This is a genomic window from Mesorhizobium sp. WSM3224 (assembly GCF_000427725.1).
Taxonomy (GTDB): domain Bacteria; phylum Pseudomonadota; class Alphaproteobacteria; order Rhizobiales; family Rhizobiaceae; genus Mesorhizobium.
The window spans coordinates 263004-289032 of record NZ_ATYO01000007.1 but is presented as its reverse complement, the minus strand read 5'-3'; the positions used below and the strand labels follow the sequence as shown (position 1 = coordinate 289032).

General features: G+C 64.8%; 20 protein-coding genes and 1 pseudogene. 6 read left to right on the top strand and 15 right to left on the bottom strand.

Going from position 1 to position 26029, the window contains the following annotated elements; genetic code table 11:
- Positions 1–231: pseudogene (locus YU3_RS0115440) on the top strand (IS110 family transposase); the annotation flags it as partial.
- 80 nt (positions 232–311) lie between these two features.
- Here the strand turns inward: YU3_RS0115440 and YU3_RS0115435 are convergent.
- From YU3_RS0115435 to YU3_RS0115415, 5 genes are all read right to left on the bottom strand, one after another.
- Positions 312–1157, bottom strand: coding sequence for a fumarylacetoacetate hydrolase family protein (locus tag YU3_RS0115435; RefSeq protein ID WP_027167105.1), 846 nt, complete (start codon positions 1155–1157; stop codon positions 312–314).
- Positions 1158–1350: 193 nt separating this feature from the next.
- On the bottom strand, positions 1351–2082 hold the full coding sequence (locus YU3_RS0115430; RefSeq protein WP_027167104.1) for an SDR family oxidoreductase: 732 nt from the start codon (positions 2080–2082) through the stop codon (positions 1351–1353).
- Positions 2083–2271: 189 nt separating this feature from the next.
- Positions 2272–4647 carry an aldehyde dehydrogenase family protein gene (locus YU3_RS0115425; protein WP_027167103.1) on the bottom strand — a complete coding sequence of 792 codons (2376 nt, stop codon included), beginning with the start codon at positions 4645–4647 and terminating at the stop codon, positions 2272–2274.
- A 166-nt stretch (positions 4648–4813) separates the two neighbouring features.
- Complete coding sequence (deoC, locus tag YU3_RS0115420; RefSeq protein WP_027167102.1) at positions 4814–5860, bottom strand: deoxyribose-phosphate aldolase; 1047 nt, start codon at positions 5858–5860, stop codon at positions 4814–4816.
- Between the two features lie 388 nt (positions 5861–6248).
- Positions 6249–7076 (bottom strand): ferredoxin--NADP reductase, encoded by an 828-nt coding sequence (locus YU3_RS0115415; RefSeq protein ID WP_027167101.1) that lies wholly within the window; start codon positions 7074–7076, stop codon positions 6249–6251.
- 220 nt (positions 7077–7296) lie between these two features.
- On the opposite strand from YU3_RS0115415, the gene YU3_RS0115410 reads away from it, so the two are divergent.
- The 3 genes from YU3_RS0115410 to YU3_RS38645 all read left to right on the top strand — a co-directional run bounded on the left by YU3_RS0115410 (position 7297) and on the right by YU3_RS38645 (position 12529).
- Positions 7297–9369 (top strand): hydantoinase/oxoprolinase family protein, encoded by a 2073-nt coding sequence (locus YU3_RS0115410; RefSeq protein ID WP_027167100.1) that lies wholly within the window; start codon positions 7297–7299, stop codon positions 9367–9369.
- A gap of 241 nt (positions 9370–9610) precedes the next feature.
- Positions 9611–11317: a hydantoinase B/oxoprolinase family protein gene (locus YU3_RS36585; RefSeq protein ID WP_036258554.1), complete on the top strand. Its 1707-nt coding sequence runs from the start codon at positions 9611–9613 to the stop codon at positions 11315–11317.
- Positions 11318–11443: 126 nt separating this feature from the next.
- Positions 11444–12529, top strand: a complete 1086-nt coding sequence (locus YU3_RS38645) for a phosphatase PAP2 family protein (protein WP_084508084.1) — start codon at positions 11444–11446, stop codon at positions 12527–12529.
- Positions 12530–12674: 145 nt separating this feature from the next.
- Here YU3_RS38645 and YU3_RS0115395 read toward each other — a convergent pair whose 3' ends face one another.
- Genes YU3_RS0115395 through YU3_RS0115370 form a run of 6 tightly spaced genes read right to left on the bottom strand, consistent with a single transcriptional unit; the run spans position 12675 to position 19799 of the window.
- Positions 12675–13136 (bottom strand): MarR family transcriptional regulator, encoded by a 462-nt coding sequence (locus tag YU3_RS0115395; RefSeq protein WP_027167099.1) that lies wholly within the window; start codon positions 13134–13136, stop codon positions 12675–12677.
- Positions 13133–13717, bottom strand: coding sequence for an amino acid synthesis family protein (locus YU3_RS0115390; RefSeq protein WP_027167098.1), 585 nt, complete (start codon positions 13715–13717; stop codon positions 13133–13135). Before YU3_RS0115390 ends, YU3_RS0115395 begins: the two co-directional genes overlap by 4 nt.
- Positions 13710–14594, bottom strand: coding sequence for a thiamine biosynthesis protein ApbE (locus YU3_RS0115385; RefSeq protein WP_027167097.1), 885 nt, complete (start codon positions 14592–14594; stop codon positions 13710–13712). The genes YU3_RS0115390 and YU3_RS0115385 overlap by 8 nt, the downstream gene beginning before the upstream one ends.
- Positions 14594–16135 carry a hypothetical protein gene (locus YU3_RS0115380; RefSeq protein ID WP_027167096.1) on the bottom strand — a complete coding sequence of 514 codons (1542 nt, stop codon included), beginning with the start codon at positions 16133–16135 and terminating at the stop codon, positions 14594–14596. The genes YU3_RS0115385 and YU3_RS0115380 overlap by 1 nt, the downstream gene beginning before the upstream one ends.
- Complete coding sequence (locus YU3_RS0115375) at positions 16132–18909, bottom strand: molybdopterin-dependent oxidoreductase (RefSeq protein WP_051333952.1); 2778 nt, start codon at positions 18907–18909, stop codon at positions 16132–16134. The genes YU3_RS0115380 and YU3_RS0115375 overlap by 4 nt, the downstream gene beginning before the upstream one ends.
- A gap of 32 nt (positions 18910–18941) precedes the next feature.
- Positions 18942–19799, bottom strand: coding sequence for a xanthine dehydrogenase family protein subunit M (locus YU3_RS0115370; protein WP_027167094.1), 858 nt, complete (start codon positions 19797–19799; stop codon positions 18942–18944).
- A gap of 290 nt (positions 19800–20089) precedes the next feature.
- On the opposite strand from YU3_RS0115370, the gene pncA reads away from it, so the two are divergent.
- A complete protein-coding gene (gene pncA / locus YU3_RS0115360; protein ID WP_027167093.1) occupies positions 20090–20704 on the top strand; it encodes a bifunctional nicotinamidase/pyrazinamidase in 615 nt (204 codons plus the stop codon).
- Positions 20705–20987: 283 nt separating this feature from the next.
- Positions 20988–22370: a sodium:proton antiporter gene (locus YU3_RS0115355; RefSeq protein WP_027167092.1), complete on the top strand. Its 1383-nt coding sequence runs from the start codon at positions 20988–20990 to the stop codon at positions 22368–22370.
- Between the two features lie 235 nt (positions 22371–22605).
- Here YU3_RS0115355 and YU3_RS0115350 read toward each other — a convergent pair whose 3' ends face one another.
- The 4 genes from YU3_RS0115350 to YU3_RS0115335 are packed head-to-tail and all read right to left on the bottom strand — an operon-like array spanning position 22606 to position 25892.
- Positions 22606–23334 (bottom strand): ABC transporter ATP-binding protein, encoded by a 729-nt coding sequence (locus YU3_RS0115350; RefSeq protein WP_027167091.1) that lies wholly within the window; start codon positions 23332–23334, stop codon positions 22606–22608.
- Positions 23327–24055: an ABC transporter ATP-binding protein gene (locus tag YU3_RS0115345; protein WP_027167090.1), complete on the bottom strand. Its 729-nt coding sequence runs from the start codon at positions 24053–24055 to the stop codon at positions 23327–23329. The genes YU3_RS0115350 and YU3_RS0115345 overlap by 8 nt, the downstream gene beginning before the upstream one ends.
- Positions 24052–25014, bottom strand: coding sequence for a branched-chain amino acid ABC transporter permease (locus YU3_RS0115340; RefSeq protein WP_027167089.1), 963 nt, complete (start codon positions 25012–25014; stop codon positions 24052–24054). Before YU3_RS0115340 ends, YU3_RS0115345 begins: the two co-directional genes overlap by 4 nt.
- The gene (locus YU3_RS0115335) at positions 25011–25892 is read right to left on the bottom strand and encodes a branched-chain amino acid ABC transporter permease (RefSeq protein ID WP_027167088.1); all 882 of its coding nucleotides are present in this window, start codon (positions 25890–25892) and stop codon (positions 25011–25013) included. The genes YU3_RS0115340 and YU3_RS0115335 overlap by 4 nt, the downstream gene beginning before the upstream one ends.
- Positions 25893–26029 lie beyond the last annotated feature (137 nt).

The window sequence follows — 26029 nt, the reverse complement described above, 5'->3', positions numbered from 1 at the left end:
CGCAGCGGTCGCCGGCCGGTGCGTGGCGGTCGCGCGGGGCCGCGCTCGCTGCTCTTCCTCATTGCCCGCATCGTTGCCAAATACGATCCGCACATGGCCGCATTCCATCAGCGGTTGCAGGCCGCCGGCAAAGAGAAAATGGTCATACGCATCGCGCTCGCCCGCAAGCTGCTCGTCATCCTCAATGCAAAAGCACGCGACGCGCGCATCGAGTTCGCAAATGCAACTTGACACCTCAGATAGTCGCTCATCCGTCTCGGCGCTGCGCGCCGATCCACCTTCTCCCACAAGGGGAGAAGGCAAGGGCTGCGCTACTCGTCCGCCTTGAAGGTCTGCTTCTGCTGGCCGAGCCCCTCGATGCCGAGCTCGACGACGTCGCCGGCCTTCAGGAACACCGGCGGCTTCATGCCGAGGCCGACGCCGGGCGGGGTGCCGGTGGAGATGATGTCGCCGGGATGCAGCGACATGAACTGGCTGAGGTAGGAGACAAGATACTTCACGCCGTAGACCATGGTCCTGGTCGAGCCGTTCTGCATCGTCTTGCCGTTGACGGTCAGCCACATCTTGAGGTTCTGCGGGTCGGCGACCTCGTCCTTGGTCACCAGCCACGGGCCGGTCGGGCCGAAGGTGTCGCAGGATTTGCCCTTGGTCCACTGGCCCTGACGCTCGGCCTGGAAGGCGCGCTCGGAAACGTCGTGCGCGACGCAATAGCCGGCAACATAATCCAGCGCGTCGTCCTCTGAGACGTACTTCGCCGTCTTGCCGATGACGACGCCGAGCTCGACTTCCCAGTCGGTCTTGAGCGAGCCGCGCGGGATCAGCACGTCGTCATCCGGCCCGACGATGGCCGAGCTTGCCTTCATGAAGATGATCGGCTCGGGCGGCACGGTGGCGCCGGTTTCGGCGGCATGGTCGGAATAGTTGAGGCCGATGCAGATGAACTTGCCGGTGCCGGCAACGCAGGCGCCCAGGCGCGGCTTACCGGAAACCGCCGGCAGCGATTTCGGATCGAGTTTCGAAAGCATCTCCAGCGAGGCCGGATGAAGTGTCGTGCCGGCGATATCGGCGACATGAGCCGAAAGGTCGCGGATCGTCCCGTCCGCATCGAGCAGGCCGGGCTTTTCGCTGCCTGTCTCACCGTAGCGCAACAACTTCATCTTTTCTCTCCTGCTTGCGGCCTACGGCCGTTTTCTCGAACTCTTTGGCTGGGCCGGTCGGACCGTAGTCATCGACCTGATCGTCAGCAAGCGCGCATCTCACTCAAGTCGGGCGAGCGGCTGGATTTTCAGACTCTGCTAACCCCTGTGCCTATAAACGCCTGCCGTCCACCGTCTTTTCCCAAGGCAGCTGTCAGATCGACCAGCCGCCGTCGATATTATAGGCCTGCCCCGACGTGTAGGTGGCGCCGGCCAGATAAACGGCGAGATCGGCGATCTCCTCCGGCGTGCCGAGCCTGCCCATCGGCTGGCGAGCTATAAAAGCCGCGCGGGCTGCCTCATAGTCGCCCTGGGCATGCATGCGATCCTGCAGCGACGGGCTTTCGACCGTGCCCGGGCAGATGGCGTTGCAGCGGATGCCTTTGGCGACATAGTCGGCGGCGACCGCCTTGGTGAGGCCGACGACCGCCGCCTTGGTCAGGCCATAGGCAAAGCGGTTCGGCACGCCCTTCTGCGAGCTTGCCAGCGAGGCCATGTTGATGATCGAGCCGTCGCCGCGCTCCAGCATGCCGGGCAGCACGGCGCGGATGGTGCGGATCATCGAACGGACGTTGAGGTTCAGAGCGAAATCGAGGTCTTCATCCTTCATTTCAAGGATCGAGCCCGAATGGACGAAGCCGGCGCAATTGAACAGCACATCGACACGGCCGATCTCGGCGAAGGCAGCGCTGACTGCCGCGTCATTGAGCACGTCGAGGTTGCGGGTCTTTATCCCGGAAGTCTTGGCGAGATCGGCAAGAAGCTGCTCGTTGATGTCGGTGGCGTGAACGGTAGCGCCCGCCTTGGCGAAGGCCAGCGCGCTCGCCCGGCCGATGCCTTGCGCCGCCGCGGTGATGACAACCACCTTGCCTGCCAGATCCGCCATGCCTCTCTCCTCGCCTGCCTGGTGCGTCTGCCTTTATCGATGGCCCGCTACAGCGCGTCGTGTGCCAGACAGCCGGCATCGTGCGGCCTACGTCTGGATTTCACAGATAAAGATGTTTTTTCTCGTTAAAGAACACAGGCAGAAGCGTCAAGCCCGAACGGGATCATCTTCGCGATAGCAGGCTCGGCATCAGTCGCCGTAAGGCACCCAGACATTCTTTATCTCGATGGCGCGGCGCAGGAACGCCTCCCCGGCGGCCTCGCTCGAGGTCCAGTCGAGGCTACGGCCATTGCCGGTCCAGACGCGCTTGAGGTTGCCGATGGAGTCGGCCTCGGCCTTGGAGCACGTGTCGGCATCGGCGAACACCCAGAGACCGTCGACATCGTCGTGCTTGGCCAGCACGCCGCAAAGCTCGGCGCTGCGCCCGGTGACGATGTTGATGGCGCCGGCGGGAACATCGGAATATTCGATCACCTGGTAAAGGTCGGTGGCCAAAAGTGGGTGGCGCTCGGACGGAACGGCGACCACGCTGTTGCCCATGGCAAGCGCCGGCGCGACCAGCGACACGAAGTTGAGCAAAGGCTGGTTGTCCGGCGCGACGATGCCGACGACGCCCACCGGCTCGTGTAGCGCCAGCGTGACGACACGGGCCGGCGGCTGGTGGACGCTGCCTTCGAATTTGTCGGCGAGACCGGCATAGAGGAACAGCCGTTCGATGGAGAGGTCAACCTCCTCCCGCGCGGCCTTCGCGGCGACGCCGGTGAGCTGGACGAGGCGCGCCGCAAACTCGTCGGCGCGGCCGGACAGATTTTCGGCGAGATAATAGAGCACCTGGCTGCGGTTATAGGTCGTGGCATCCGGCCAGGCCTTGCACGCGCGGGCAGCAGAAACCGCATCGCGGATGTCCTTGCGGTTGCCGAGACCGACTTCGCCGGCAAGCTTGCCCTTTGCAGTGGCGACGGCCAGCGAGTAATTGCCGTCCGGCCGCACCTGCTTGCCGCCGATGAACAGCTTAGCCGTGCGGTCGATGACTGAGTCATCGGCCTGTTCGGCCGGCTGGGCCGAGCCTGCTGCAGCCGGCTTGAGGACCGGGCCAACCGGCAGTTTGGCGGCAAGATATTCGAACATGCCTTCGCGGCCGCCCTCGCGGCCAAAGCCGCTTTCGCGGTAGCCGCCGAAGCCGCAGGCGGCGTCGAACATGTTGGTGCCGTTGACCCAGACCACGCCGGCCTTCAACTGCGGCGCGACATGCAGCGCAAGGTTGACGTTCTCGCTCCACACCGAGGCCGCAAGGCCGTAGCGCGTGTTGTTGGCAAGCTCGATCGCTTCCTCGGTATTGCGGAAGCTCATCGTCGCCAGCACCGGACCGAAGACCTCCTCCTGCGCCAGAATGTTAGCCGGCGCAACAGACGTCGCGAGCGTCGGCAAATGATAGTAGCCCGTTGCCGGCAAGGCAGCGTCCGGCTGCCAGCAGATGGCGCCCTGCTTCGCGCCCTCCGCGATCAAGCCTTTGACGCGATCGAGCTGGGTGCGGTCGACGAGCGGGCCGATGTCGGTGTTCTTGTCGAGCGGGCTGCCGACACGCAGCCGGCTCATCCTGACCTTGACCTTGGCGATCAACGCCTCGGCGATGCCCTCCTGGACCAGGAGGCGCGAGCCGGCGCAGCAGACCTGGCCCTGGTTGAACCAGATGCCGTCGACCAGACCTTCGACGGCGCTGTCGAGATCGGCATCCTCGAAGACGATGAAGGCCGACTTGCCGCCGAGCTCCAGCGACAGTTTTTTCCCGGATCCCGCCGTCGCCTTCCTGATGATCTTGCCGACCTCTGAGGAACCGGTGAAGGCGATCTTCTGGACGCCGGGGTGGTTGACGATGGCAGCGCCCGCTTCCGGTCCGCCCTGGACGATGTTGACGACGCCCTTTGGCACGCCTGCCCGCTCGCAGATCTCGGCAAAGAGGATAGCAGTGAGCGGCGTGAATTCGGCCGGCTTCAGCACCAGCGTGCAGCCGGCAGCAAGCGCCGGCGCGATCTTCCAGGCCAGCATCAGCAGCGGGAAATTCCACGGAATCACCTGGCCGACGACACCGACCGGCTTGTGGTCGGGGAAATCCTTCTCGAGCGCCTGCGCCCAGCCGGCATGGTGGATGAAATGGCGGATGGCCAGCGGCACGTCGATGTCGCGGCTCTCGCGGATCGGCTTGCCATTGTCGATCGATTCCAGCACCGCGAACAGGCGCTGGTGGCGCTGCATGGCGCGGCCGATGGCGTAGAGCACTTTTGCACGTGCATAGCCCGAGCTGGCGCTCCATTTCGGCAGCGCCTTTGCGGCGGCCGTGACCGCGGCGTCGATGTCGGCGGCGCCCGCGTCCGAGACCTTGGCCAGAAGCTTGCCGGAGGAAGGCTCGCTGGTCTCAAAAGTCTTGCCGCTGACCGCTGCTTTCCAGGCGCCGTCGATGAACAGCGCTTTTGCGAAATCGCGCCCGGCGAGCCAAGCATCGGCTTCGTTGCGGGCTTCCGGCGCCGGGCCGTATTCCATGGCGTGATAGCGTTCGAGGATGTTCATATGGCGCCTCCTTTACCCTTCCCCTTGTGGGGAGGGTCGATCGGCGAAGCCGATCGGGGTGGGGGTAAATGGCTGATGGTTTCGTGCATTTTGACAGGTTGATTTGTTCTTTCGACCCCCCCCCCGCCGCTTCGCGGCGACCCTCCCCACAAGGGGGAGGGTGGCGCTACGCCATCGCGTGGCGGTGGTTGGCCGAATAATGGCCGGTCAGATGATGCTCGAGCTGGCGTTCGATGTCGGTGAGCAGGCTGGAGGCGCCGAAGCGGAACAGGTCCGGCTCGAGCCAGGGCCGTCCCAGCTCTTCCTTCATCAGCACCAGCCAGTCGAGCGAGACTTTCGCTGTCGAAATGCCGCCGGCCGGCTTGAAGCCGATGAGGTAGCCGGTCTCCTCGAAATAGGCGCGGATGGCGCGCACCATGGCGAGGCCGACGGGAAGCGTGGCGTTGACGCTTTCCTTGCCGGTCGAGGTCTTGATGAAATCCGCGCCCGCCATCATCGCCACCATCGAGGCGAGCATGACGTTGCGCAGCGTGGCGAGGTCGCCGGTGCCGAGGATGACCTTGAGATGGGCCTCGCCGCAGGCGGCGCGCATGGCGACGATCTCGTTGAACAGCTCGCGCCACTTGGCCCCGTAGACCAGGCCGCGCGGAATGACGACGTCGATCTCGTCGGCGCCATTCTTTACCGAAGCCTCGATCTCCTGCAGGCGGGTCGAGAGCGGCGCAAGCCCGTGCGGGAAGGCCGTGGAGACGGCGGCGACATGGATACCGGTGCCGCGCACGGCGTCGACCGCCGTGGCGACGAAAGGATGATAAACGCAGACCGCCGCCGGGCGGATGGTTTCGCCGGCGATGCCGAGACCCTCGACGATATCGCGGCGCAACGGATTGATCGCCTTGGCGCAGAGCCGGCGCACGCGCTCGTCCGTATCATTGGAGTTGAGCGTAGTGAGATCCATGCAGGCAATGGCGCGCAGCAGCCAGGCCGCCTGGTTGTCGGCCTTGATCGAGCGCCGCTTGGTGAGCGTGGCGACGCGGCGCTCCAGCGCCGAGCGGTTGACGCTACGGACCGATTCGAGAAAACCGAGATCGAGCTTCATGCCGGGATTGCGGGCAATGCCATGTTCCAGCGGCGCAGGCGTGTTGGCCGCGGCGCGCGCCGGCAGCGGCATAACCTTGGACGCGCCTGCGCCGGCCTCGCGGATCGTGCTCATCTCCTGCCCTTTCACTCAGCGACCTCAGCCGAAGATAACCCGTGAAGCGATGCTTCACGAGTCCTTCAAAGCGTCATAGCGGAAAAAGGCCGCTCAGGCAGCAGATTTTTGACCGCATGGTCAAAACAGCATGCCGGCGTTGGAGATTGGCCGAAACGCCCATCCCTTCGTCATACTCGGGCTTGACCCGAGTATCCATGCCGTGACCTCTGCCGCAGAGTGCAACGGTGCAGAATTCTGTAACCGCCGCAACGCCTTAGCGTAACGGCATGGATTCCAGGGGCTACGCGCGTCGCTCCGCTCCTTGCTCCGCCCTGGAATGACGAAGCACGAATGTCGTCGGTAAATCTCAGTGGCTTCCAACAGAGCTGGTGGACTGCGACGTGCGTCAGCCGACGAAGGCGCGCTCGACGACGAAGCTCGCCGGATGGCTGAGCGAGCCTTCCTGGAAGCCGAGGCTTTCGGCGAGTTCCTTGACGTCCTTCAGCATATGCATCGAGCCGCAGATCATGATGCGGTCGGTCTCGGGGTTGAGCTTGCCGATGCCGAGGTCGGAATAGAACTTGCCCGAGCCGATCAGCGCGGTGATGCGGCCCATGCGCGCCGACTCCTCGCGGGTCGTCGAATTGTAGAGCGTGACGCGGCCGCCCGTCAGCTCGCCGATCAGCGGATCGCTCTCCAGCGCCGCCACCAGCTCCTGGCCGTAGGTAAGCTCGGCATTGTCGCGGCAGGTGTGGGTGAGGATGACCTCATCGAACTTTTCATAGGTGTCGGGATCGCGCAGCAGGCTGGCGAAGGGCGCGATGCCGGTGCCGGTCGAGATCATGACCACGCGCTTGGCGGGCGTCAGCGCATCGAGCACCAGCGTGCCGGTCGACTTCTGGCGCATGATGACGGTGTCGCCGACCTGGATCTTCTGCAGCTCGGAGGTCAGCGGGCCGTCCGGAACCTTGATCGAGAAGAATTCGAGCTCGTCGTCCCAGGCCGGGCTGGCGACCGAATAGGCGCGGAAGATCGGCTTCTCGGCATTGGGCAGGCCGATCATGACGAATTCGCCGGAGCGGAAGCGCAGCGACTGCGGGCGAGTGATGCGGAAGGAGAACAGCCGATCGGTATAATGCTTTACCGACACCACGGTCTCGGCATAGACATTGGCCGGGATCGGGAATTGCAGCGGCCTGGCGCCGGCGATGTTGACCGCGGATGTCGTGTTCATCAAACCCAACTTTCCGGCGCGGACGCGAGACGCTGGCGCCAAAATTTCTCCTGCGCGCCCGAACGGTCAGGTTCCGGCGTGCTCCCTGCACACTGCCAAGCGGTAAGCTCTTGTGTCCCGAATTTATTAGTATACAAATGATATTCAGGTCAAGATGGCAGCGTAAAACGCCTTTCCAAACCAAGGCATATCCGTAGTCCTGGCATTTCGAGTTTCGGCAATGAATGAGAAATTTTCGGCGTTGGCGGGAAGCGTCGTTGCCGGTATCGATGTCGGCGGAACCTTTACCGATCTGCTCCTGATCGACGGCAAGGCGGGCGGCAAGGTGCATATCGCCAAGACGCCTACCACGGTCGAAAACCAGGCCTTCGGCGTGGTTGCCGCGCTTGGCGCCACCGGCTTTCCGATCGACGGCATCGACCTCATCGTGCACGGCACGACGACCACCACCAACGCCGTGCTGGAGCGCCGGCTGGCCCGAACCGGCATGATCACCACGCGCGGCTTTCGCGATGTGATCGAGCTTGGCCGCCGCACCCGTCCGCAGGCCTATGGCATGACGGGTACGTTCGTGCCGGTCATTCCGCGCGATCTTCGGCTCGAAGTGTCGGAGCGGGTCGAGGCTTCCGGCGCCATTCGTGTCGCGCTTGACGAAGCGGAGATGCGCGATGCGGTGAGCCGGCTTCTCGACGCCGGCTGCGAGTCGCTGGTCATCCATTTCCTGCACTCTTACGCCAACCCGGCGCATGAGCGGCGCGCGGCGGAAATCGCGGCGGAGCTTTGGCCGAACGGCCACATCACCACCGGCCACGCGCTGCTTTCGGAAGCGCGCGAGTTCGAGCGCGGGGTGACGGCGGCGGTCAACGCTTCGGTGCAGCCGATCCTGGAACGCTATGTCGAGCGGCTGCGCACGGAACTCGGCGCCAAGGGTTATGCCCGCGACTTCCTGATCATGAACGGCAATGGCGGCATGATCTCGGCGCGTTTCGTCACGCTGGAATCGGCAAAGACCGTCATGTCCGGCCCGGCCTCCGGCGTGATCGCCGCCGCCTATACCGGAAAGCGAGCCGGCTTCGGCAATCTCGTCACCTACGACATGGGCGGCACCTCGACCGACGTGGCGCTGATCCGCAATGCCGAGCCCGCCGTGTCGAACGAGATCGAGATCGAATACGCGATGCCGATCCATGTGCCGATGGTGGCGGTGCATACGGTCGGCGCCGGCGGCGGCTCGATCGCCCGCGTTGACGCGGCCGGCCTGATCCAGATCGGCCCGGAAAGCGCCGGCGCCAATCCCGGCCCGATCTGCTACGGACGTGGCGGCAGCGAGCCGACCATCACCGACGCAAACCTGGTGCTGGGGCGGCTGGCGCCGAAGAAGCTGCTGGCGGTCGACAACCCGGTCACCGTCGAGCGCGTGACCTCGATCTTCGACGACAAGATCGGCAAGAGGACCGGTCTTTCCGGCGTCGAAGCGGCGGGCGCGGTGCTCAGACTGGGCAACATGAAGATGGCGGGCGCCATCCGCATGGTCTCGGTGTCGCGCGGCCACGACCCGCGCGACTTTGCGCTGTTCGCCTTCGGCGGCGCCGGACCGCTGCATGCGACGGCGCTGGCGCGCGAGCTCGGCCTGCCCAAGGTGCTGGTGCCGGCGCGGCCCGGCATCACCAACGCGCTCGGCTGCGTGGTCGCGGATTTGCGCCACGACTTCGTCAACACAATCAACATGCCGGTCGGTGGGCTCGACGAAGCTATGCTTCGCGAGGTATTGGAACGGCACCGTAACGAAGGCGAGGCGCTGATCGCCAAGGAGGCGGTGAAGCCGGACGCGATCCGCGTCACCCATTCGGCCGACATGCAGTTCGTCGGCCAGACCCACATCATCAACGTGCCGCTGCCCTCCTCATCGGTTTCACGAGAAACGCTGCAGCAATTGTTCGAGAAAGCTTATTTCGCGCGCTTCAAGGTCGAGCTGCCGGAGATCCGTGCCAACCTCGTCAACCTCAATACCTCGGTAACCGGCGTGCGGCCGCAGATCGACCTGTCGCGCCTGATCGACCCGGCAGGCCGCGTGGCAACGCTCGATGAGGCCAGGCGCGAAATCCGGCCGGTCTGGTATAGCGGTCGCTGGCACGACACGCCGGTCTACGCCCGCGAAAAGCTGCCGCTCGACGCCGTCATCGAGGGTCCGGCGATCCTGGAGCAGATGGACGCAACAACGGTGCTCGAACCCGGCGACCACGCGCGCTCGGACGCCGACGGCAACATGATCATAGAGGTCGGGCAGTTATGATAAGACTTTCCTCGAAGAGGACCCCCACCCCTAGCCCCTCCCCACAAGGGGGAGGGGGACTTGGCCGAGCCACCAGTTCCCGGCATGGACACGCAGCGATTTGCTGCTTTCAGCGCCGCCGAGAATCCCCCTCCCCCTTGTGGGGAGGGGTTAGGGGTGGGAGTCCCTCTTCGTCAGAATCCGTATGCCAGCCCTCGGCGTACAAAATTAACGCCTGCCTCGTCCAACTTGAGGCGCGCGGATGATCACTCTCGACGCCATCACGCTCTCCGTCCTCCAGGCGGCCCTGCAGCAGGTCTGCGACGAGATGGATTTGACGTTTTCCCGCGCCGCCTTCTCGCCGGTCATCGCGGAAGCCAATGACCGCTCGGACGGGATCTATTCGGCGGTCGACGGCTCGCTGATCGCGCAAGGCAGCCAGGGTCTGCCGGTGTTCGTCGGCGTCATGCAATATTCGACCAGGACGGTGATCGAGATGATCGCCGACGGCCGCTGCCTCGCCCCGGAACAAGGCGACATCTACATCGTCAACGACCCCTATCTCGGTGGCACGCATCTGATGGACGTGCGCTTCGTCATGCCGGTCTACCGGGACGGCAAGATCTTCTGCTGGCTGTCCAACACGGGCCATTGGCCGGACATCGGCGGCTCGGTGCCGGGCGGCTTTTCCGCCTCGGCCACCGCCGTCGAGCAAGAAGGTCTGCGGCTGCCGCCGGTGAAGCTGTTCAAGAAGGGCGTGCTCGATCCGGAGATCTACGCCATCATCTGTTCGAACATCCGCGTTGCGGACCAGCGCATCGGCGATATCCGCGCGCAGGCTGCGGCCTTGCTGATCGGCCAGGACCGGCTCAATGAAATCCTGGATCGTTACGGCGACGAAACCGTCGTCGAAGCGATCGCCGAGCTGCGCCGTCGCGCCGCCGAGCAGATGCGTGCCTCGATCGCCGCCATACCGGACGGCATCTACCGCTCGCAGGCCTTCGTCGATTCCGACGGGGTGGTGAACGAGCCGCTGACCATCAATCTGGCAGTCGAGAAGAGGGGCGATACGCTGACCTTCGATTTCGCCGGCTCGTCGAAGCCTTGCGCCGGGCCGATGAACAGCGTGCTGGCGACGACCTTGTCATCGGTCTATCTCGCCATGCGCCATATTTTTCCGGAAGTGCCGATCAGCGCCGGCGCCTTCGAGCCGCTGAACGTCAGGCGGCCGGAAGGCACATTCCTGGACGCGAAATATCCGCGCCCGGTTTCAGGCTGCGCCGCGGAGGTTTCACAGCGGATCGCCGAAGCGGTGTTCGCCGCCATGGTACAGGCATTGCCGGAGAAGGTGACGGCGGCGCCGGCCGGCTCCAGCGGCAATTTCGCGCTCGGCGGCAACGATCCAGCGCGCGGCCGCGACTATGTCATGTACCAGATTTCCGGCGGCGGCTATGGCGGCAATGCCGGCCATGACGGCTTGAGCAATGGCTGCTCGACCATCGGCATTTCGAAATCGCCGCCGGTCGAGATCATGGAACAGGCCTTTCCGGTGCTCTACCGGCACTATGCGCTGCGCGAAGGCTCCGGCGGCGCGGGAAGACATCGCGGCGGCTTCGGGCTTGCCTATGAAGTCGAGATATTGCGCGGTGAAGCCCGCGCGTCCTTCGTCATGGATCACGGCCGCTTCGGCCCGCAAGGCGCGCTCGGCGGCAAGGACGGCGCTCCCAACACCGTAACCGTGTTCCGGGGCGGCGAGGCGCATGTGCCACCGCATCTCTCCAAGGAACAAGACATCGCGCTCAAGGCCGGCGACCGCGTGCGGGTCGGCACGCCCGGCGGTGGCGGCTATGGCGATCCCCGCGATCGCGATTCCAAGCTGGTCGCGGAGGATGTCAGGCTCGGCTATTATACGCCCGAACAGGCCAGGGAGATGTTCGGCACGATTATTCCCCCACCGGCCGTCTTTTAAGTATAGTTCCTTGTATTTTACATTGCTAAATTGTTTTCTCGACACCTCAAACGCGAGTTAATCCGATAACGGTATGTTAAGCCGACAACTATAGATAGAAGTCGCGGCGGCGTTTTGGGGGCGCTCATGGACTTATCCTGCAATGCACTCGATGATGCAAATTTGCCTGACCAGGCGTGGCGCCACCAAGGTCGGCAGGCGAACCTCCTGAGAATAGGCAATGTCCCGCAAAAACTGCTTGCGCTCTGCCTGGTCTATATTTCCGGAGCGGCTCTGATATGGCCATCGGCATACGCTGCGATGGTGGAAATTTATCTGCAGCGGCTCTTCGTCTTCGGGCCACCCGCCTTTCTGGTCGTGATGATCCCGGCGGCCATGATCATCTCACCCAAGGCTCCGCTCACATTCATCGCAACGTCAATCCGCACCAACGGGCTGCGGGCGGCGATTGTCGTGACCGTGTTCATCCTGTTGATTGCCGCATTCACCGTCTACAAGGTGAACATACCTGACATCGTTCCCTTTTACTGCGACAAGGCCTTTGCCGACATCGGCGAATTGCTGCACGGTCAAGCGCCATGGCGAATCGCTCACGCATTCGATTCCGATGTTTTGGCGATGGTCGTGGCGGTGACCTATGCCAATCTCTGGTTTCTAGAGTGGTTCGGCTTAGTGTTTTTTGCGGCACTATTCGCCAATCAGCCGGTGCATCTGCGATATCTCACCGCGATGGCCCTGGTCGTTATGTTGGTGGGAACCGTCTTGGCGACGCTGTTTTCCTCGGTCGGCCCAATCTTCTATGATGAGTTCCTGGGAGGCGAGCGCTACGCAGAACTTCTGGAAGTGTTGAAGCAGCACTCCTACAACGAGCATGTGCTGTCTTATTCCAACTACCTTCTTGCGGTGTACAAGGCCGACAAGCCGGCGCTTGGTTCCGGGATTTCCGCCATGCCCAGCGTGCATGTGGCGATCGCCACGCTAAACGCCTTTTATCTTGGGCGCCTCAACCGCTGGGTCGGGATTGCGGGCTGGGCATTTGCGATCGTCATCCTATTTGGGTCCGTGTATACCGGCTGGCACTATGCTGTTGATGGCTATATTGCGATGCTCGTCGTCGCCGTGATCTGGCAACGTACCGTGAGCATCAGCGACGGCAAGCTTGCTGCTTCCGGCTCGACGACGGACGCATTGTACCCCTCGCCCGCTACCTGACCGACAGACACAAGCCCGCGCGGCTTTTGTCGGCAGCAATCGCTCTAGAGCGTTTCACCGTTTCATGGAAACGGCGAACCGCCCTATCTCTTTGTTTTGACGCAATTCCGGAAGGAAAACCGCTCACACTTTCCCTGGAATTGCTCTAGGCAAGCTTCGCCAGCAGCCGCAGGAAAGTCGCGGATTCCTTTGCCGTCAGCGGCGCCAGCGTTTCCTCGGTGATGGCGCGGGCAAGCGGGATCAGCCGCTCGATGGCCGCACGGCCTTGCGGGGTCAGATTGACCAGCAGCCGCCTTTTGTCGACCTCGTGCTTGGAGACTTCGACCAGTCCGCGCGCCTTCAAGCGGTCGATGACGCCCTTCACCGTGGCGGCATCCATGGCGATCAGCGTTCCCAACTGGTTCTGCGAGGTTTCGCCGATGTCGTAGAGCTTGGCCAAGGCGGCGAATTGCGGCGGCGTCAGGTCGCCGATATGCGAGGCGAAGATCGAGACATGGCGCTGATGCGCCTTGCGCAGGATGAAGCCAACCTGGTTCTGCAAGCGGTAATCATGATCGTCAGGCTCTTCGGCCTCGACGAGCTTGAGCAGATTGTCCTCGCCGCTCATCGCAAGCCGTCCCATGCCTTGATGTCTTGCGCCGCAAGGCCGCCCATGCGGTTGTGGACGCGCGGGCCACAGGTCATGGCGAGGCAGAACAGGATTTCGTCGGGACGCGGGCCGTCGCTGATGCCGACCTCCATGGCGTCGAAATGGCTGCGCACATAAGCGGCGTTGATGTGGCCGAGCGGCACGTCGAGCTTTGACCCGAAGGCGCCGACCTTCTTGGCCGACGGCACGATCGCCTTGGCGTCGCCGAGCCGTTCGCGCATGGCGTAGCCGCCGGGCACATGCCACAGCGCGCCATGTTCCAGCTCGCCGGCGGAACCGACAATGGCGCCCTTGCCGTAGCCGTCGATCTTCTTCACGTCGCCGCCGAGCGCTGCGATCAGCTTGTCCGAGAGCAGAAGCCCGAGCGGCTTCAGATCCTCCATCGCGGCCTGCAAATCCTCGACATAGCGGCCGGCAAAGGGATTCTTTACCACGGCGAGAGCGGCAGCGCGCAGGCGCGGCTCCCTGGCCACGGGACCTCCATCGTGGAAGATCTCCTCGGTCAGCACCGCGACCTTGCGGATCGGAAAGTCAGGCATGGGCAAATTCCTCCTGGGCATGCTTGTTGGACGCGGCGAGCGCCACGGAGCCACTGATGCGGGCTTCGCCCGCCAGAAACAGCGCCGAGGCGGCAATCAGGCCGCGCCGGCGAAAATCTTCGGCGACGGCAAGGCCGTTGTCCAGCGCCCGGGCAACCTCGCCCGGTGCAAGCGCGCCGACGTTTTGCGTCACCAGTTGCTCACCCAGGTCGCTATCAGGCGACAGGTCGCGCGCCGAAACGCGCGTGATGGCGGGATGGCCGGGCAGGTCGACGGCATTGGCAATCAGCGTGGCCGCTGCGTCGGCCTCGGCGCCGGTGCGTGCAAGAACGGTGACGGCATCGGCAATGCCGAGCGAAAACGAGCGGCCGCGCCAACCGCTGGTGGCAACGCCGCGCACGCTATCCTCGGCGCGGATGGCGACGCGGTCGGCCATGCCATTCCCGGTGCCGGCTATCGCCACTGTCATCGACCGGCCGATGCCAAGATGGAGAGCGCAATCGCCGCCATTGTTGACGTAGGCACGGTCGAGCCGGCGACCGGCGAGCATTGCGCCAAGAATTTCGTCGGCTACCGAACCGGCAACGGCAGCCATCGGCGTGATAAAGCATTCCGCCAACGGCATGACGGCTGCCTCCATGCGGCGCGCGGTCGGGCCTGCGAAGTCGCGCGGCGCCAGGAAGAAGGCCGGGAGGCGCAATTCGGGAAGCTCTTCGACCAGCTCAATCAGGATCGTCTGAAAGCGCGCAACTGCCTGCTCGCATGCTCCGCGACGTTCGTCTTCAGAACCAAACGTCTCGACAATGAGGTCGATCGGCCCATGGTTGAGATGGAGCCGCCTGCCGTCGGTCAGCCAATGCACCTGCGGGCCGTTCATCACCCGGCACCGTTTGCCGCGGCGCGACGCAACTGCGCCAGCGGCGGCCAGGGGTTGCTGACCGGCGCGCCGGCGCCGCGGCGCGGATTGAGATACTCGCCGCCTTTGGCGAGGATATCCTCGACGCTGCGGATCTCGTTCTCATAACCGCCGAGCCGGACATAGTCGTCGCGGCGCATGGTGAATTCTATAGGCGCCACCAACGCCGGCGTCGGCACATAGCCGAAGGCGCCTTCCGGCACGCGGGTGACGTCGACCATCAGCGTGATGCCGCCGCCCGGCCAGACATAGACCGGCGCGCCGCCGACCGTCACATAGGTCTTCAGGCCCTGCACCGAGCGCGTCAGGTTGACCGGGTTTTCGGTGACGCCGGCACGCAGCGAGCCGCCGGCGCCGCCGATGAACAGCACGGTGCACAGTGCCGGCTCGCAATTGTCCTCGATCAGGCCGACGGATTTCTGCAGCCGCTCGGGGAAAGGCTTTTGGACCGGCTTCAGCTGGTCGTCCAACTCGTAATAGGCGAACTGCTCGCCGGTGGTCGAAACCATCAGCAACGACAAGCCGGGACGCGCGCCCTTCTTGGCGTTCCAGTCGCCGAGGATCGACAGCGGGTCGGAGATCGTCGTGCCGCCCCAGCCGAGGCCAGGCTCGGACACCTTGAAGTAGCGGCCTGGCGTCGAGCGGCGGCCGATGATCTTGATGCCAGTGTCCTGCCAGCCCAGCACCTTGCCGGCCTGATGCTCGGAGACGACGCCGGTGATGTGGTCGTCGACCACCACGACCTCATCGACCAGCCCACGCCATTGCGTGGCGAACATGCCGATGGTGGCCGAGCCGCAGCCGACGCGCATGCGGTGCTCGACCTTGCCGTCGATGACCGGCGCCTTGCCGGCCTCGACGATGACCGTCGCACCGCCGTCGATGGCGAGTTCGACCGGCTTCCTGTTGCACAGATTGAGCAGCGCGTCGCAGGTGGCGCGTCCCTCGGCCTTCGAGCCGCCGGTCAGATGATGGACGCCGCCGAGCGACAGCATCTGCGAGCCGTATTCGCCCGTCGTGACGTGGCCGATCGCCTCGCCTTCCGAGCGCACGATCGCCGTCTCGTCGCCGATATGGCGGTCGGTGTCGATCTTCACCTTGACGCCGCAGTAGGAGAAGATGCCTTCGGTGACGACGGTGACGAGATCGACGCCCTCGACCTCCTGGCTGACGATGAAGGGCGCCGGCTTGTAGTCGGGATAGGTTGTGCCGGCGCCGATCGCGGTGACGAAACGCCGGCCGGTGTTGACCAGCTCGCCGTTCCAGGCTTCGCCCTCGGCGACGAAAGGCACTACCGCGCCGCCGGTCTCGGCCGCGTGGTCGAGGATGGTCAGCGGGTCCATGCGTACGATGCGGCCGCCGACATTGCCGTAGCGGTCGCAGGCGCCGGTGCGGCCGTCGGCGATGTAGCACATGACCGGGCAGGCATCGCAGCGGATCTTTTCCGCCACCTGCTTCTCGCCAGGATCATGGGTTTCGAAACGTTCGGCAAGCTCGCTCATCGGCGCGCCTCCTTTTCACGGATCGCCGCCAGGATGCGGCTCGGCGTCGCCGGCACCTTGGTGACCAGAACGCCGGTGGCATGGCGGATGGCGTTGAGGATCGCCGGCGCCGTCGGGATCAGCACATGCTCGCCCAGGCCCTTGGCGCCGAATGGCCCCTCCGGATCCGGAACCTCGACCAGGATATGCTCGACCGGCGGCACGTCGCCGATGGTCGGGATGAGATAGTCGTGCAGGTTCTCGGTGCGGCCGGGGATGTATTCCTCCATCAGCGCCATGCCGATGCCCTGCGCGATGCCGCCTTCGATCTGGCCTTCGACCAGCAGCGGGTTGATCGCCTTGCCGACGTCGTGAGCGGCGGTGATCTTGATCAGCTTGACAGTGCCAAGCTTGAGATCGACCTCGAGCTCGGCGATCTGCGCGCCATAGCCATAGACGGCGTAAGGCTTGCCCTGGCCCTTGGCGTCGAGCGGCAACGTCGGCGGGTCGTAGGTTTCTTCGGCGACGAAGACCAGGCCGTCGGCATCGGCCTTCAGCGCCGCGAGATCAATGCGCCGAGCCGCATCGCCTTCACGAATTGCGAGGCTTGATCCTTCGAGCGCGATCGTCGCCTGACCGGAGACATTGGCGAAGCGCAGGATCTTTTCACGCAAGGCGCGACCAGCCTTCTCGGCGGCCTTGCCGGTGACAAAGGTCTGCCGCGAGGCGGATGTCTTGCCGGCATCGGGCGTGATGGCTGTATCGGCGCTCTTTAGCTTGAACTTGTCCAGCGGCAGGCCGAGCGCGTCGGCGCAGATTTGCGCGATGACGGTGTTGGAGCCCTGGCCGATATCGACCGCGCCCTGGTGCAGGACGACGTCACCCGAGGCCGAGATGCCGACCTTGATGGTCGAGGGATTGGGCAGCGAGGTGTTGCCGCAGCCATACCAGCAGGAGGCGACGCCGACACCGCGTTTGCTTGCGGTATGGTTCGCATTGAACGCCTTCGCTTCCGCCAGCGCACGCGACCAGTGCGGCTCAAGCTGTTCCAGGCACTCGCCGATGCCGACGCCCGACTCCAGGCGCTGGCCGGTGACCGTTTCGCAGCCGTCGCGCAGGCAGTTCTTCAGGCGAAAGTCGAGCCGATCCATGCCGAGCCTGCCGGCGAGTTCGTCATAGAGCGTTTCCTGCATGATGGTGGCCTGCGGCACGCCGAAGCCGCGGAAGGCGCCGGCGATCGGGCCGTTGGTGTGGATGGCGTAGCCGGTCGCCCGGTAGTTCGGTGTCAGATAGGGGCCTGAGGCATGCACCGGCACGCGGTTCGCGACCGTCGGCCCCCAGCTGGCATAGGCGCCGGTGTTGAAATCGCCCTCGAAGACCATGCCTGTGACACGGCCCTCGGCATCGGCGCCGATGGTCGCCCTCATCTCGGCCGGATGGCGCTTGGTGGTCGACATCATCGACTCGTTGCGCGTGTAGGCAAGCGCCGCCGGTCGGCCCGTCTTCATCGCCACGAGGCCGATGAGAGGCTGCAGCGAAACGTCGAGTTTCGAGCCGAACCCGCCACCGGTGGCGGTCGGCACGATGCGCACCTTTTCGACCGGCAGGCCGAGCACCTTGGCGGTGTCGTCGCGGTCCATGTAAGGAGCCTGCGTACAGGCGACGACGACCAGCGTATCGCCGTCCATGTAGGCATAGCCGGCTTCCGGCTCGATATAGGCGTGCTCGACGAAGGACGTCTCGATGGCGCCGGATGCGGTGAAGGCGGCGCCAGCCAGCGCGCCGTCGGGATCGCCGCGCTCGACATAGCCGGAGGTGAGCAAGTTGGCCGGGCGATGCTGATGGATCAGCGTTGCGCCATCGGCTTTCGCCTCACGCGGCTGCAGCATATGCGGCAGCTCGGTCCAGGCGACCGGAAAATCCGTCAGGTCGAGATCGAGGATGGCTTCGCGTTCGCCCGCCACCAGCGCCACCGCCTCGCCACGCAAGCGAGCGAAATCCTCGGCCAAGGCCGGCTGGTCGGCAAAGGGGCCGATAACGCCAAAACAATTCTTGCCGGGAATATCGGAAGCGGTGAAGACACCGGCGATACCTGGATGCGCTTTCGTCCAGGCGCCGAGATCGCCGAAGCTGAAACGGGCATGGTGGTGCGGCGAGCGGACCACCAGCACCGAAAGCGCATTGGCCGGGAAGGAGTCGCCGCCGAACTTCTCGTCGCCCGTGACTTTCGGCACGCCGTCGAGGCGGATCGGCGAGGCGCCGACGGCACGGCCGACGTCCGGCAGGCGATGGTCGACGCCGTTCATATGCTGTGAGGCCTGCATCACCGCCGCGACGATCTTTCGGTAGCCGGTGCAGCGGCAGAGCACGCCGCCCAGCGCATCCTGCGTCTCGGTCTCGCTGGGCGTCGGGTTGCGCTCCAAAAGCGCAGTGGCCGCCACCAGCAGGCCCGGCGTGCAGATGCCGCATTGCGCGGCGCCGCGCTCGAGGAACGAGGCCTGCAAGGCCGAGAGCCGGCCGTTGGAGAGGCCTTCGACCGTGGTGACGGAAGCGCCGGCCACCGAGGCCGCCGGCACAAGGCAGGCGCAGACCGGATCGCCGTCGATCAGCACCGTGCAGGCGCCGCAATCGCCGGCGTCGCAGCCGACCTTGGTGCCGGTCAGCCGCAACTCGTCGCGCAAGACCTGCGACAGCCTCCGCACCGGCGGCACCGACACGCTGACAGCCGCGCCATTGACCTCGAAGGCTATGTCGGCGCGTTCCATACCGGATTGGGCGGGGCCGGACTGGGCCATGCCGGAAGGGGCCATGCTTGATTGGACCATGCTCATGCCGCCACCTTGCCTTCGCCACGGCCAACAGCGGCGCGCACCGCGCGGACGACGATCTCGCGTGCCGCATCCTGCCGGTACTCGGCGCTGCCGCGCACGTCGGCGATCGGCGAGAGTTCATCGATCGGCGCGGTCAGCACGGCATCGGCAAGTGCAGCCGTGATGGGTTGGCCGCGCAACGCCGCCTCGACGCCGGCGAGACGGCGTGCGACCGCCGAGCAGGAGCCGACGGCAATCGCCGCATCGGCGATCATGCCATCCTCGACCACAAGCCGCGCCGCGGCCATCGCAATCGAGATGACGAGATAGCGCCGGGCGCCGAGCTTGACGAAAGCCGAGGCGCCGACCGCGGAAGACTTCGGCACGCGAATGGCGGTGACCATCTCACCTGGCTGCAGCGCGGTGCGGCGATTGCCAAGGATGAATTCGCCGAGCAGCAGATGGCGGGTGGTTTTCGCCGAGCGCAATTCGACATCGGCGTCGAGCGCCAGCAACCCCGGCACGCCGTCGGCGGCGGGCGAGGCGTTGCAGAGATTGCCGGCCACGGAAGCGACATTCTGGATCTGCACCGAGCCGACTTCGCGCGCGGCCGCCTTGAGCGCGTCGAACGCCACCGGCAGCGGTTGGCGCACAAGGTCGGTCCAGGTGGTGCGGGCACCGATCCGCCAATGATCGTCCGTCGCGGCGATGCCGCGCAGTTCGGCGAGACCGTTAATGTCGAGGACATTGTCGCGGAAAGGTTTCGCGCCCTGCGCCGGATAGAAGTCCGTGCCGCCGGCGAGAATGCGCCAGCGATCCTCGCCAAGCAAAGCCAGCGCCTCGACGACTGTGGTGGGTTTCGCGTAACGGATCACGCTCTGCCTTCCAGACAATTGGGCCTTCCAGACAATCGGGCCGTCCCCGGGCCTCCCGAAGTGCCGGTCCGGGGTGTTCTTGACGGCCCGTGGGCCGGTCAAATTCATTCGTATGCAAATGATATCAGGCCGGCCGGAATTGTCAAAGCCGGAGTTGGCGCCGCGAAGGCCTGAACGCGATTGTTATGGCGCCGGAGGTTGACGCCGCCGGCCATCTGGTCAAGGTTCTGCCTCCGGTCGCGTCAACGGCATCCGATTGGAGCCCAAGCCCGAAACGAGAAGGAAGCTGCATGGCCGAAGAAGCGCTTATCGTCATCGACCTGCAGAATGATTTTTGCCCCGGCGGCGCGCTGGCGGTGGCCGGCGGCGACGAGATCGTGCCGCTGGTCAACGACCTGATCCGGCGCAGCGAGCATGTGATCCTGACGCAGGACTGGCACCCCGCTGGACATTCGAGCTTCGCTTCCAGCCATCCCGGCAAGCAGGCCTTCGAGACCATCGAGATGCCTTACGGGCCGCAGACGCTCTGGCCGGACCACTGCATCCAGGGCAGCCTCGGTTCCGATTTCCATTCCGGCCTCGCCTGGACCAAGGCGGAAATGGTGATCCGCAAGGGGTTCCGCGCCGCGATCGACAGCTATTCGGCCTTCTTCGAGAACGACCATACGACGCCGACCGGCCTCGGAGGCCATCTGAAAGAGCGCGGCATCGATACGGTGACCCTGGTCGGCCTCGCCACCGATTTCTGTGTCGCCTTTTCGGCACTCGATGCGGTCAAGCAAGGCTTCAAGACGACGGTGCGGCTCGATGCGTGCCGCGGCATCGATCTCAACGGCTCGGTCGAGGCGATGCTGAAACGGATGCAGGACGTCGGCGTGACGCTCGAAGATCATTCGGCGGACTGATCCGCCGGTGGGGCAGGCGAAAGTTCCTTTCGTATCTTCCTGGTGGGGAGACCCCCTCACCCGCCAGTTTGCGGCGCCGGGATGCGGGCTCCCCCTTCTCCCCTTGTGGGAGAAGGTGTCGCCGAAGGCGACGGATGAGGGGTGTTCCAGGGAACGCCGACGTCTCACTCCGCTGGAGCACCCCTCATCCGTCTCGGCGCTGCGCGCCGATCCACCTTCTCCCACAAGGGGAGAAGGGAGGCCGCGCAGCGGCCTTTTCCTATTTGCCACGCTCGCCGCTGCAATGCTGCTTCCGGCACAGGCCTTCGCGGCCGAGGAACACGGACTGCCCGGCGCCGCGATGTCACTCTGGTGGGCGCTACCCTTTGCCGGCTTGCTGCTGTCGATCGCAACCGGGCCGCTGCTCTTTCATCACCTCTGGGAACATCACTACGGCAAGATCGCCGCGGGTTGGGCAGCGCTTGCCGTGGTTCCACTCGCGGTCGCGTTCGGCATTCCGGTGGCAGGCGAGGCAGTGCTGCACACGCTGCTCACCGAATATATGTCCTTCATCATCCTTTTGTTCGCGCTCTACACGATCTCGGGCGGCATCCTGCTTGCCGGCAACATCCACGGCACGCCGCTGGTCAATGCCGGCCTGCTGCTTGTTGGGGCGCTGCTCGCCTCGGTCATCGGCACGACCGGCGCCTCGATGATCCTGATCCGGCCGATCCTGCGCGCCAACGACAACCGGCCGTTCAACGCCCATGTGGTGATCTTCTTCATCTTCCTGGTCTCCAACATCGGCGGCTCGCTGACACCGCTCGGCGACCCGCCTTTGTTCGTCGGCTTCCTGCGCGGCGTCGATTTCTTCTGGACGACGGTGCACATCCTGCCCGACACGCTCTTCGTCGGCGGCCTGGTGCTGGCGGTTTTCCTTGCGATCGACATCATCCTGCACCGCCGCGAAGCCGGCATGCCGAAGATCAAGGACCCGACCCCGGACACGAAGGTGCGCCTGCGCGGGCTGGCCAATTTGCCGCTGCTCGCCGGCGTCATCGGCGCGATCTTGCTTTCGGCGAGCTGGAAACCGGGGGTGAGCTTTTCCATCCTCGGCGTCGGCCTGGAACTGCAGAACCTGGTACGCGACGCGATCATCCTGGCCCTGGCCTTTCTCTCGCTTCGCGTCTCCTACAAGAGCCACCGCGAAGCGAACGGCTTCACCTGGGGGCCGATCGCCGAGGTGGCGAAATTGTTTGCCGGCATCTTCATCTGCATCGTACCGGTGATCGCCATCCTGCGCGCCGGTCACGACGGCGCGCTGGCATCGCTGGTGGCACTGGTCACGTCCGCCGATGGCCAGCCCAACGACCTCGCCTATTTCTGGCTGACCGGGGCTCTGTCGTCCTTCCTCGACAACGCGCCCACCTATCTGGTGTTCTTCGAGCTTGCCGGCGGCGATGCAAGGCACCTGATGACGGAGGCGGCCTCGACGCTTGCCGCAATATCAGCCGGCGCGGTGTTCATGGGCGCCAACACCTATATCGGCAACGCGCCCAACTTCATGGTCTATGCCATCGCCAGGCATCGCGGCGTGAAGATGCCCGGCTTCTTCGGCTATATGGCTTGGTCGGGCCTGGTGCTGATCCCGACGTTTCTGATCGCGGGATTTTTGTTCTTCAGGTGAGCCAAGCTATTCAATTCCATCGTCTGCGCTGCCCCTCATCTGGCTGCCGCCATCTTCTCCCCGTGAACGGGGAGAAGGGAGCTGCCGCCGATTTCGCCAATCGCCAACGTTGCAGAACGAGTGACAGGGCCGCGGCCAGCTTCTTGCTCCCCGTGCACGGGGAGAAATGCCCGGCAGGGCAATGAGGGGCGGCGCGACGATCTATAGTGTTGGCACCGACAGCGAATTCATCGACTTATCCTACCCCGACATATCTCCGCACCGCCGACGGGTCGGCGCGCAGTTGCTCGACATCGACCGTCTCGCGGTTACGGCCATTTTCGATGAAGCAAACCCGATCCGCGACCGACAGCACGGCGTCGACGCGCTGCTCGACCAGGATGGTCGAGACGCCAAGTTCACGCAACTTCGCCACGGTCTCGCGGATCTTGGCGATCATCGAGGGCATCAGCCCTTCGGTCGGCTCGTCGAGCAGAAGCACCTGCGGCTCGAGGCAGAGCGCGCGGGCCATGGCCAGCATCTGCTGCTCGCCGCCGGACAGCGTGCCCGAGCGCTGCTTCAGCCGCTCCCTGAGCAGCGGGAAGAGATCGAGGACGTTTTCGCGTGTCTGCTTGCCCTTGCCGCGCGCCATCAGGCCGATCTCGATGTTTTCCGCCACACTCATCTCGGCGAACAAGCGCCTGCCCTGCGGCACATAAGCGACGCCGGCCTTCGGCACGTCATGCGCGGCGAGCCCGGTCAGTTCCTTGCCGTCCAATTTGATCGAGCCGGCCGCCGCCGGCACCAGCCCCATGATCGCCTTCAGCGTCGTCGTCTTGCCGGCGCCATTGCGACCGAACAGGCACAGCACCTCGCCCTTGTTGAGGACGAGGTCGAGGCCATAGAGCACCTGGACCTCGCCGTAGAAGCAGTCGAGGCCGGAAATGGCGAGCAGACCTCGGTCGGCCATGATAGGCTCAGCCATGGGTCGCTCCGAGATAAGCATCCTGGACCTCGGCGTTGGCGCGGATCTGTTCCGGCGTGCCCTCGGCGAGGATCTTTCCCGAATTGAAGACGGTGATGCGGTCGGCGAGCTGCATGACGACCGGCATGTTGTGCTCGATCAAAAGTACCGTTGCGCCCCTGGCGATCTCGCGCACCAGGGTGATGAAATTGTCGATCTCGCTGTCGGCGAGGCCTTGCGTCGGCTCGTCGAGGATCAGCAGGCGCGGCTTCAGCGCCAGGCCCATAGCCACTTCGAGCAGGCGCTGGTGGCCGTAGGACAATTGCCCGGCTAGCGTGCCGGCGCGGTCGGCAAGCCCGGTGCGCTCCAGCGCCGCCATGACGCCGCTCCTGACCTGCCCCTTCGAGCGGCCGTCGGTCAGCGTGCGCTGCACCGGCAGCGCGACATTGTCGAACGCCGTGAGGTTGGCAAAGACGCTGGTGATCTGGAAAGTGTAGGCGACGCCAAGCCTGACCCTTCGATAAGCCGGCATGGTGGTGATGTCGGCGCCGTCGAAGACGACCATGCCGGAGGACGGCCGGATGCGGCCTGAGAGCAGGCTGACGAAAGTGGTCTTGCCGGCGCCGTTGGGGCCGATGATGGCGCGGATCTCGCCCGGGATCAGCGCAAAGTCGACGACGTCGACAGCACGCAGGCCGCCGAAGTGGCGGGACAGGCCCTTGGTGGTGAGCAGCGGCGTCATGGCAGCCATCCCAGCCAGCGCTCACGGATGCTGCCCAGGATGCCCTTCGGGAAGAACAGCACCAAAAGGATGAGCGCGACGCCGACGATCAAGAGGTAGGCGGAGGTGAAGCCGCTGGTGATGTCGGTGACGTAGTACATGAACAGCGTGCCGACCAGCGGACCGAGCGTCGTCGCGGCGCCGCCGAGCAGCACCCAGAGCAGTGGCAGGATCGAATACTGCACGCCGGCGAAGCTCGATCCGACATAGCCGAACAGCAGCGCATAGGCGGCACCCGACGCCGCGCAGATGGCGCCGGAGGCAACGACCGCGGCGAGCTTGTTGGCGACCGTGTCGTAGCCGAGCATCTTTGTCCGCTCCTCATTCTCGCGGATCGCAACCAACACGCGACCGAAGCGCGAGCGGACGACGGTAAGGGTGATGAGCAGCACGACCGCGAACAACGCCAGCGCGCTCATGTAGCGCACGGTCGGATCGGTCAAGTCGAGCGAGGCGCCACCGAGATTGAGGGTGCGCGACGCCTGCTGGACGACCAGGCCCTGGTCGCCGCCGGTCCAGGCGGCGAAATAGAGGATGAGCAGATAGAAGACCTGGGCGAACATCATGGTGACGATCATGAAGGCGACACCGGAGGTACGCAGCGCCAGCAGGCCGATGACCAAAGCGAGCAGCGCGCCGCAGGTGACCCCTGCGATAAACGCTTCCGGCACGCCCCAGCCGAGATGATGGACCGTCAGCCCCGCGCCATAGAGGCCGGCCGAGAAGAACATGGCGTGGCCGAGGCTGAGCAGGCCGACATAGCCGAAGAGCAAGTTGTAGCCCATGGCGAAGACGGCGAGCGCCATGATGCGGGCAAACAGGCCCTGGTGGTAATCCGGCAGGACGAAGTTGAGCGCGAACAGAAGCGCGATGACGCCGACATGCAGCGCGTAGGCCTTTGCCGGCGAAGCATCCCTCATCGCGGCGTGGTCCCGAACAGGCCTTGCGGCCGGAACACCAACACCATGGCGACCACCAGCGTGGCGATGATCTTGGCCAAGGTCGGCGAGAAGAACATCGAGATGATGCCGTCGGAGAGGCCGATCAGGATGGCCGCAACCACGGTGCCGCGCAGCGAGCCAAGCCCGCCGATGATGACGACGATGAAGGACAAGAGCAGCGGGTCCTGCCCCATCAGGTAATGCGCCTGGCTGATCGGCACGATCAGCACCGCGGCGATCGCGGCCAGCATGGCGCCGACGGCGAAGACGCCGGCATAGACGCGCTCGACCGGGACGCCGAAAGCCTGCGCCGTCTCGCGGTCATATTGCGTGGCGCGCATGATCAGGCCGATCCTGGTGCGCGTCAGCACAAGCCAGGTGATCACCAGCAAAATGGCGGAAGCGGCGACGACCGAGAGCTTGTAGCCGGAATAGCCGAACCACGGCAGGAGGATGCGGTAGTTGAAGGGCGGCTCGACCGGCCGCGCCTCGGGGCCGTAGAAGGTCAGCGCCAGTTGCTGGATGATGTAGAGCATGCCGATGGTGGCGACGATGGTGCCTTCCGGATTGTAGTTGAGCCGGCGCAGCACCAGGCGCTCGGCAACCAGCGCGACCAGCCCGACGAGCAAGGGCGCGACGACGAGCGCTGCCACGAAGCCGACCGCCGGATGACCGGAAATCGCCGTCGAGATCGCCCAGGCAAGCACCGCGCCGAGCATGAAGAACTCGCCATGGGCGACATTGACGACGCGCATGACGCCGAACACCAGCGACAGGCCCAGCGCCGTCAGCGCCAGCACGGCGGAGGTGACCAGGCCTTCGAGGGCGGCGAGGAGGAGGTGGGGGCCGAAATGCATGGGTTATTTGCCGAGAGATGCGCGAGGCACCCCCCTCTGCCCTGCCGGGCATCTCCCCCGCAAGGGGGGAGATTGGCAGTTTCTGCGAAGGCGACCTCGCAACCTTGGTGATTGGCGAAACCCGCGACGACAGCTAA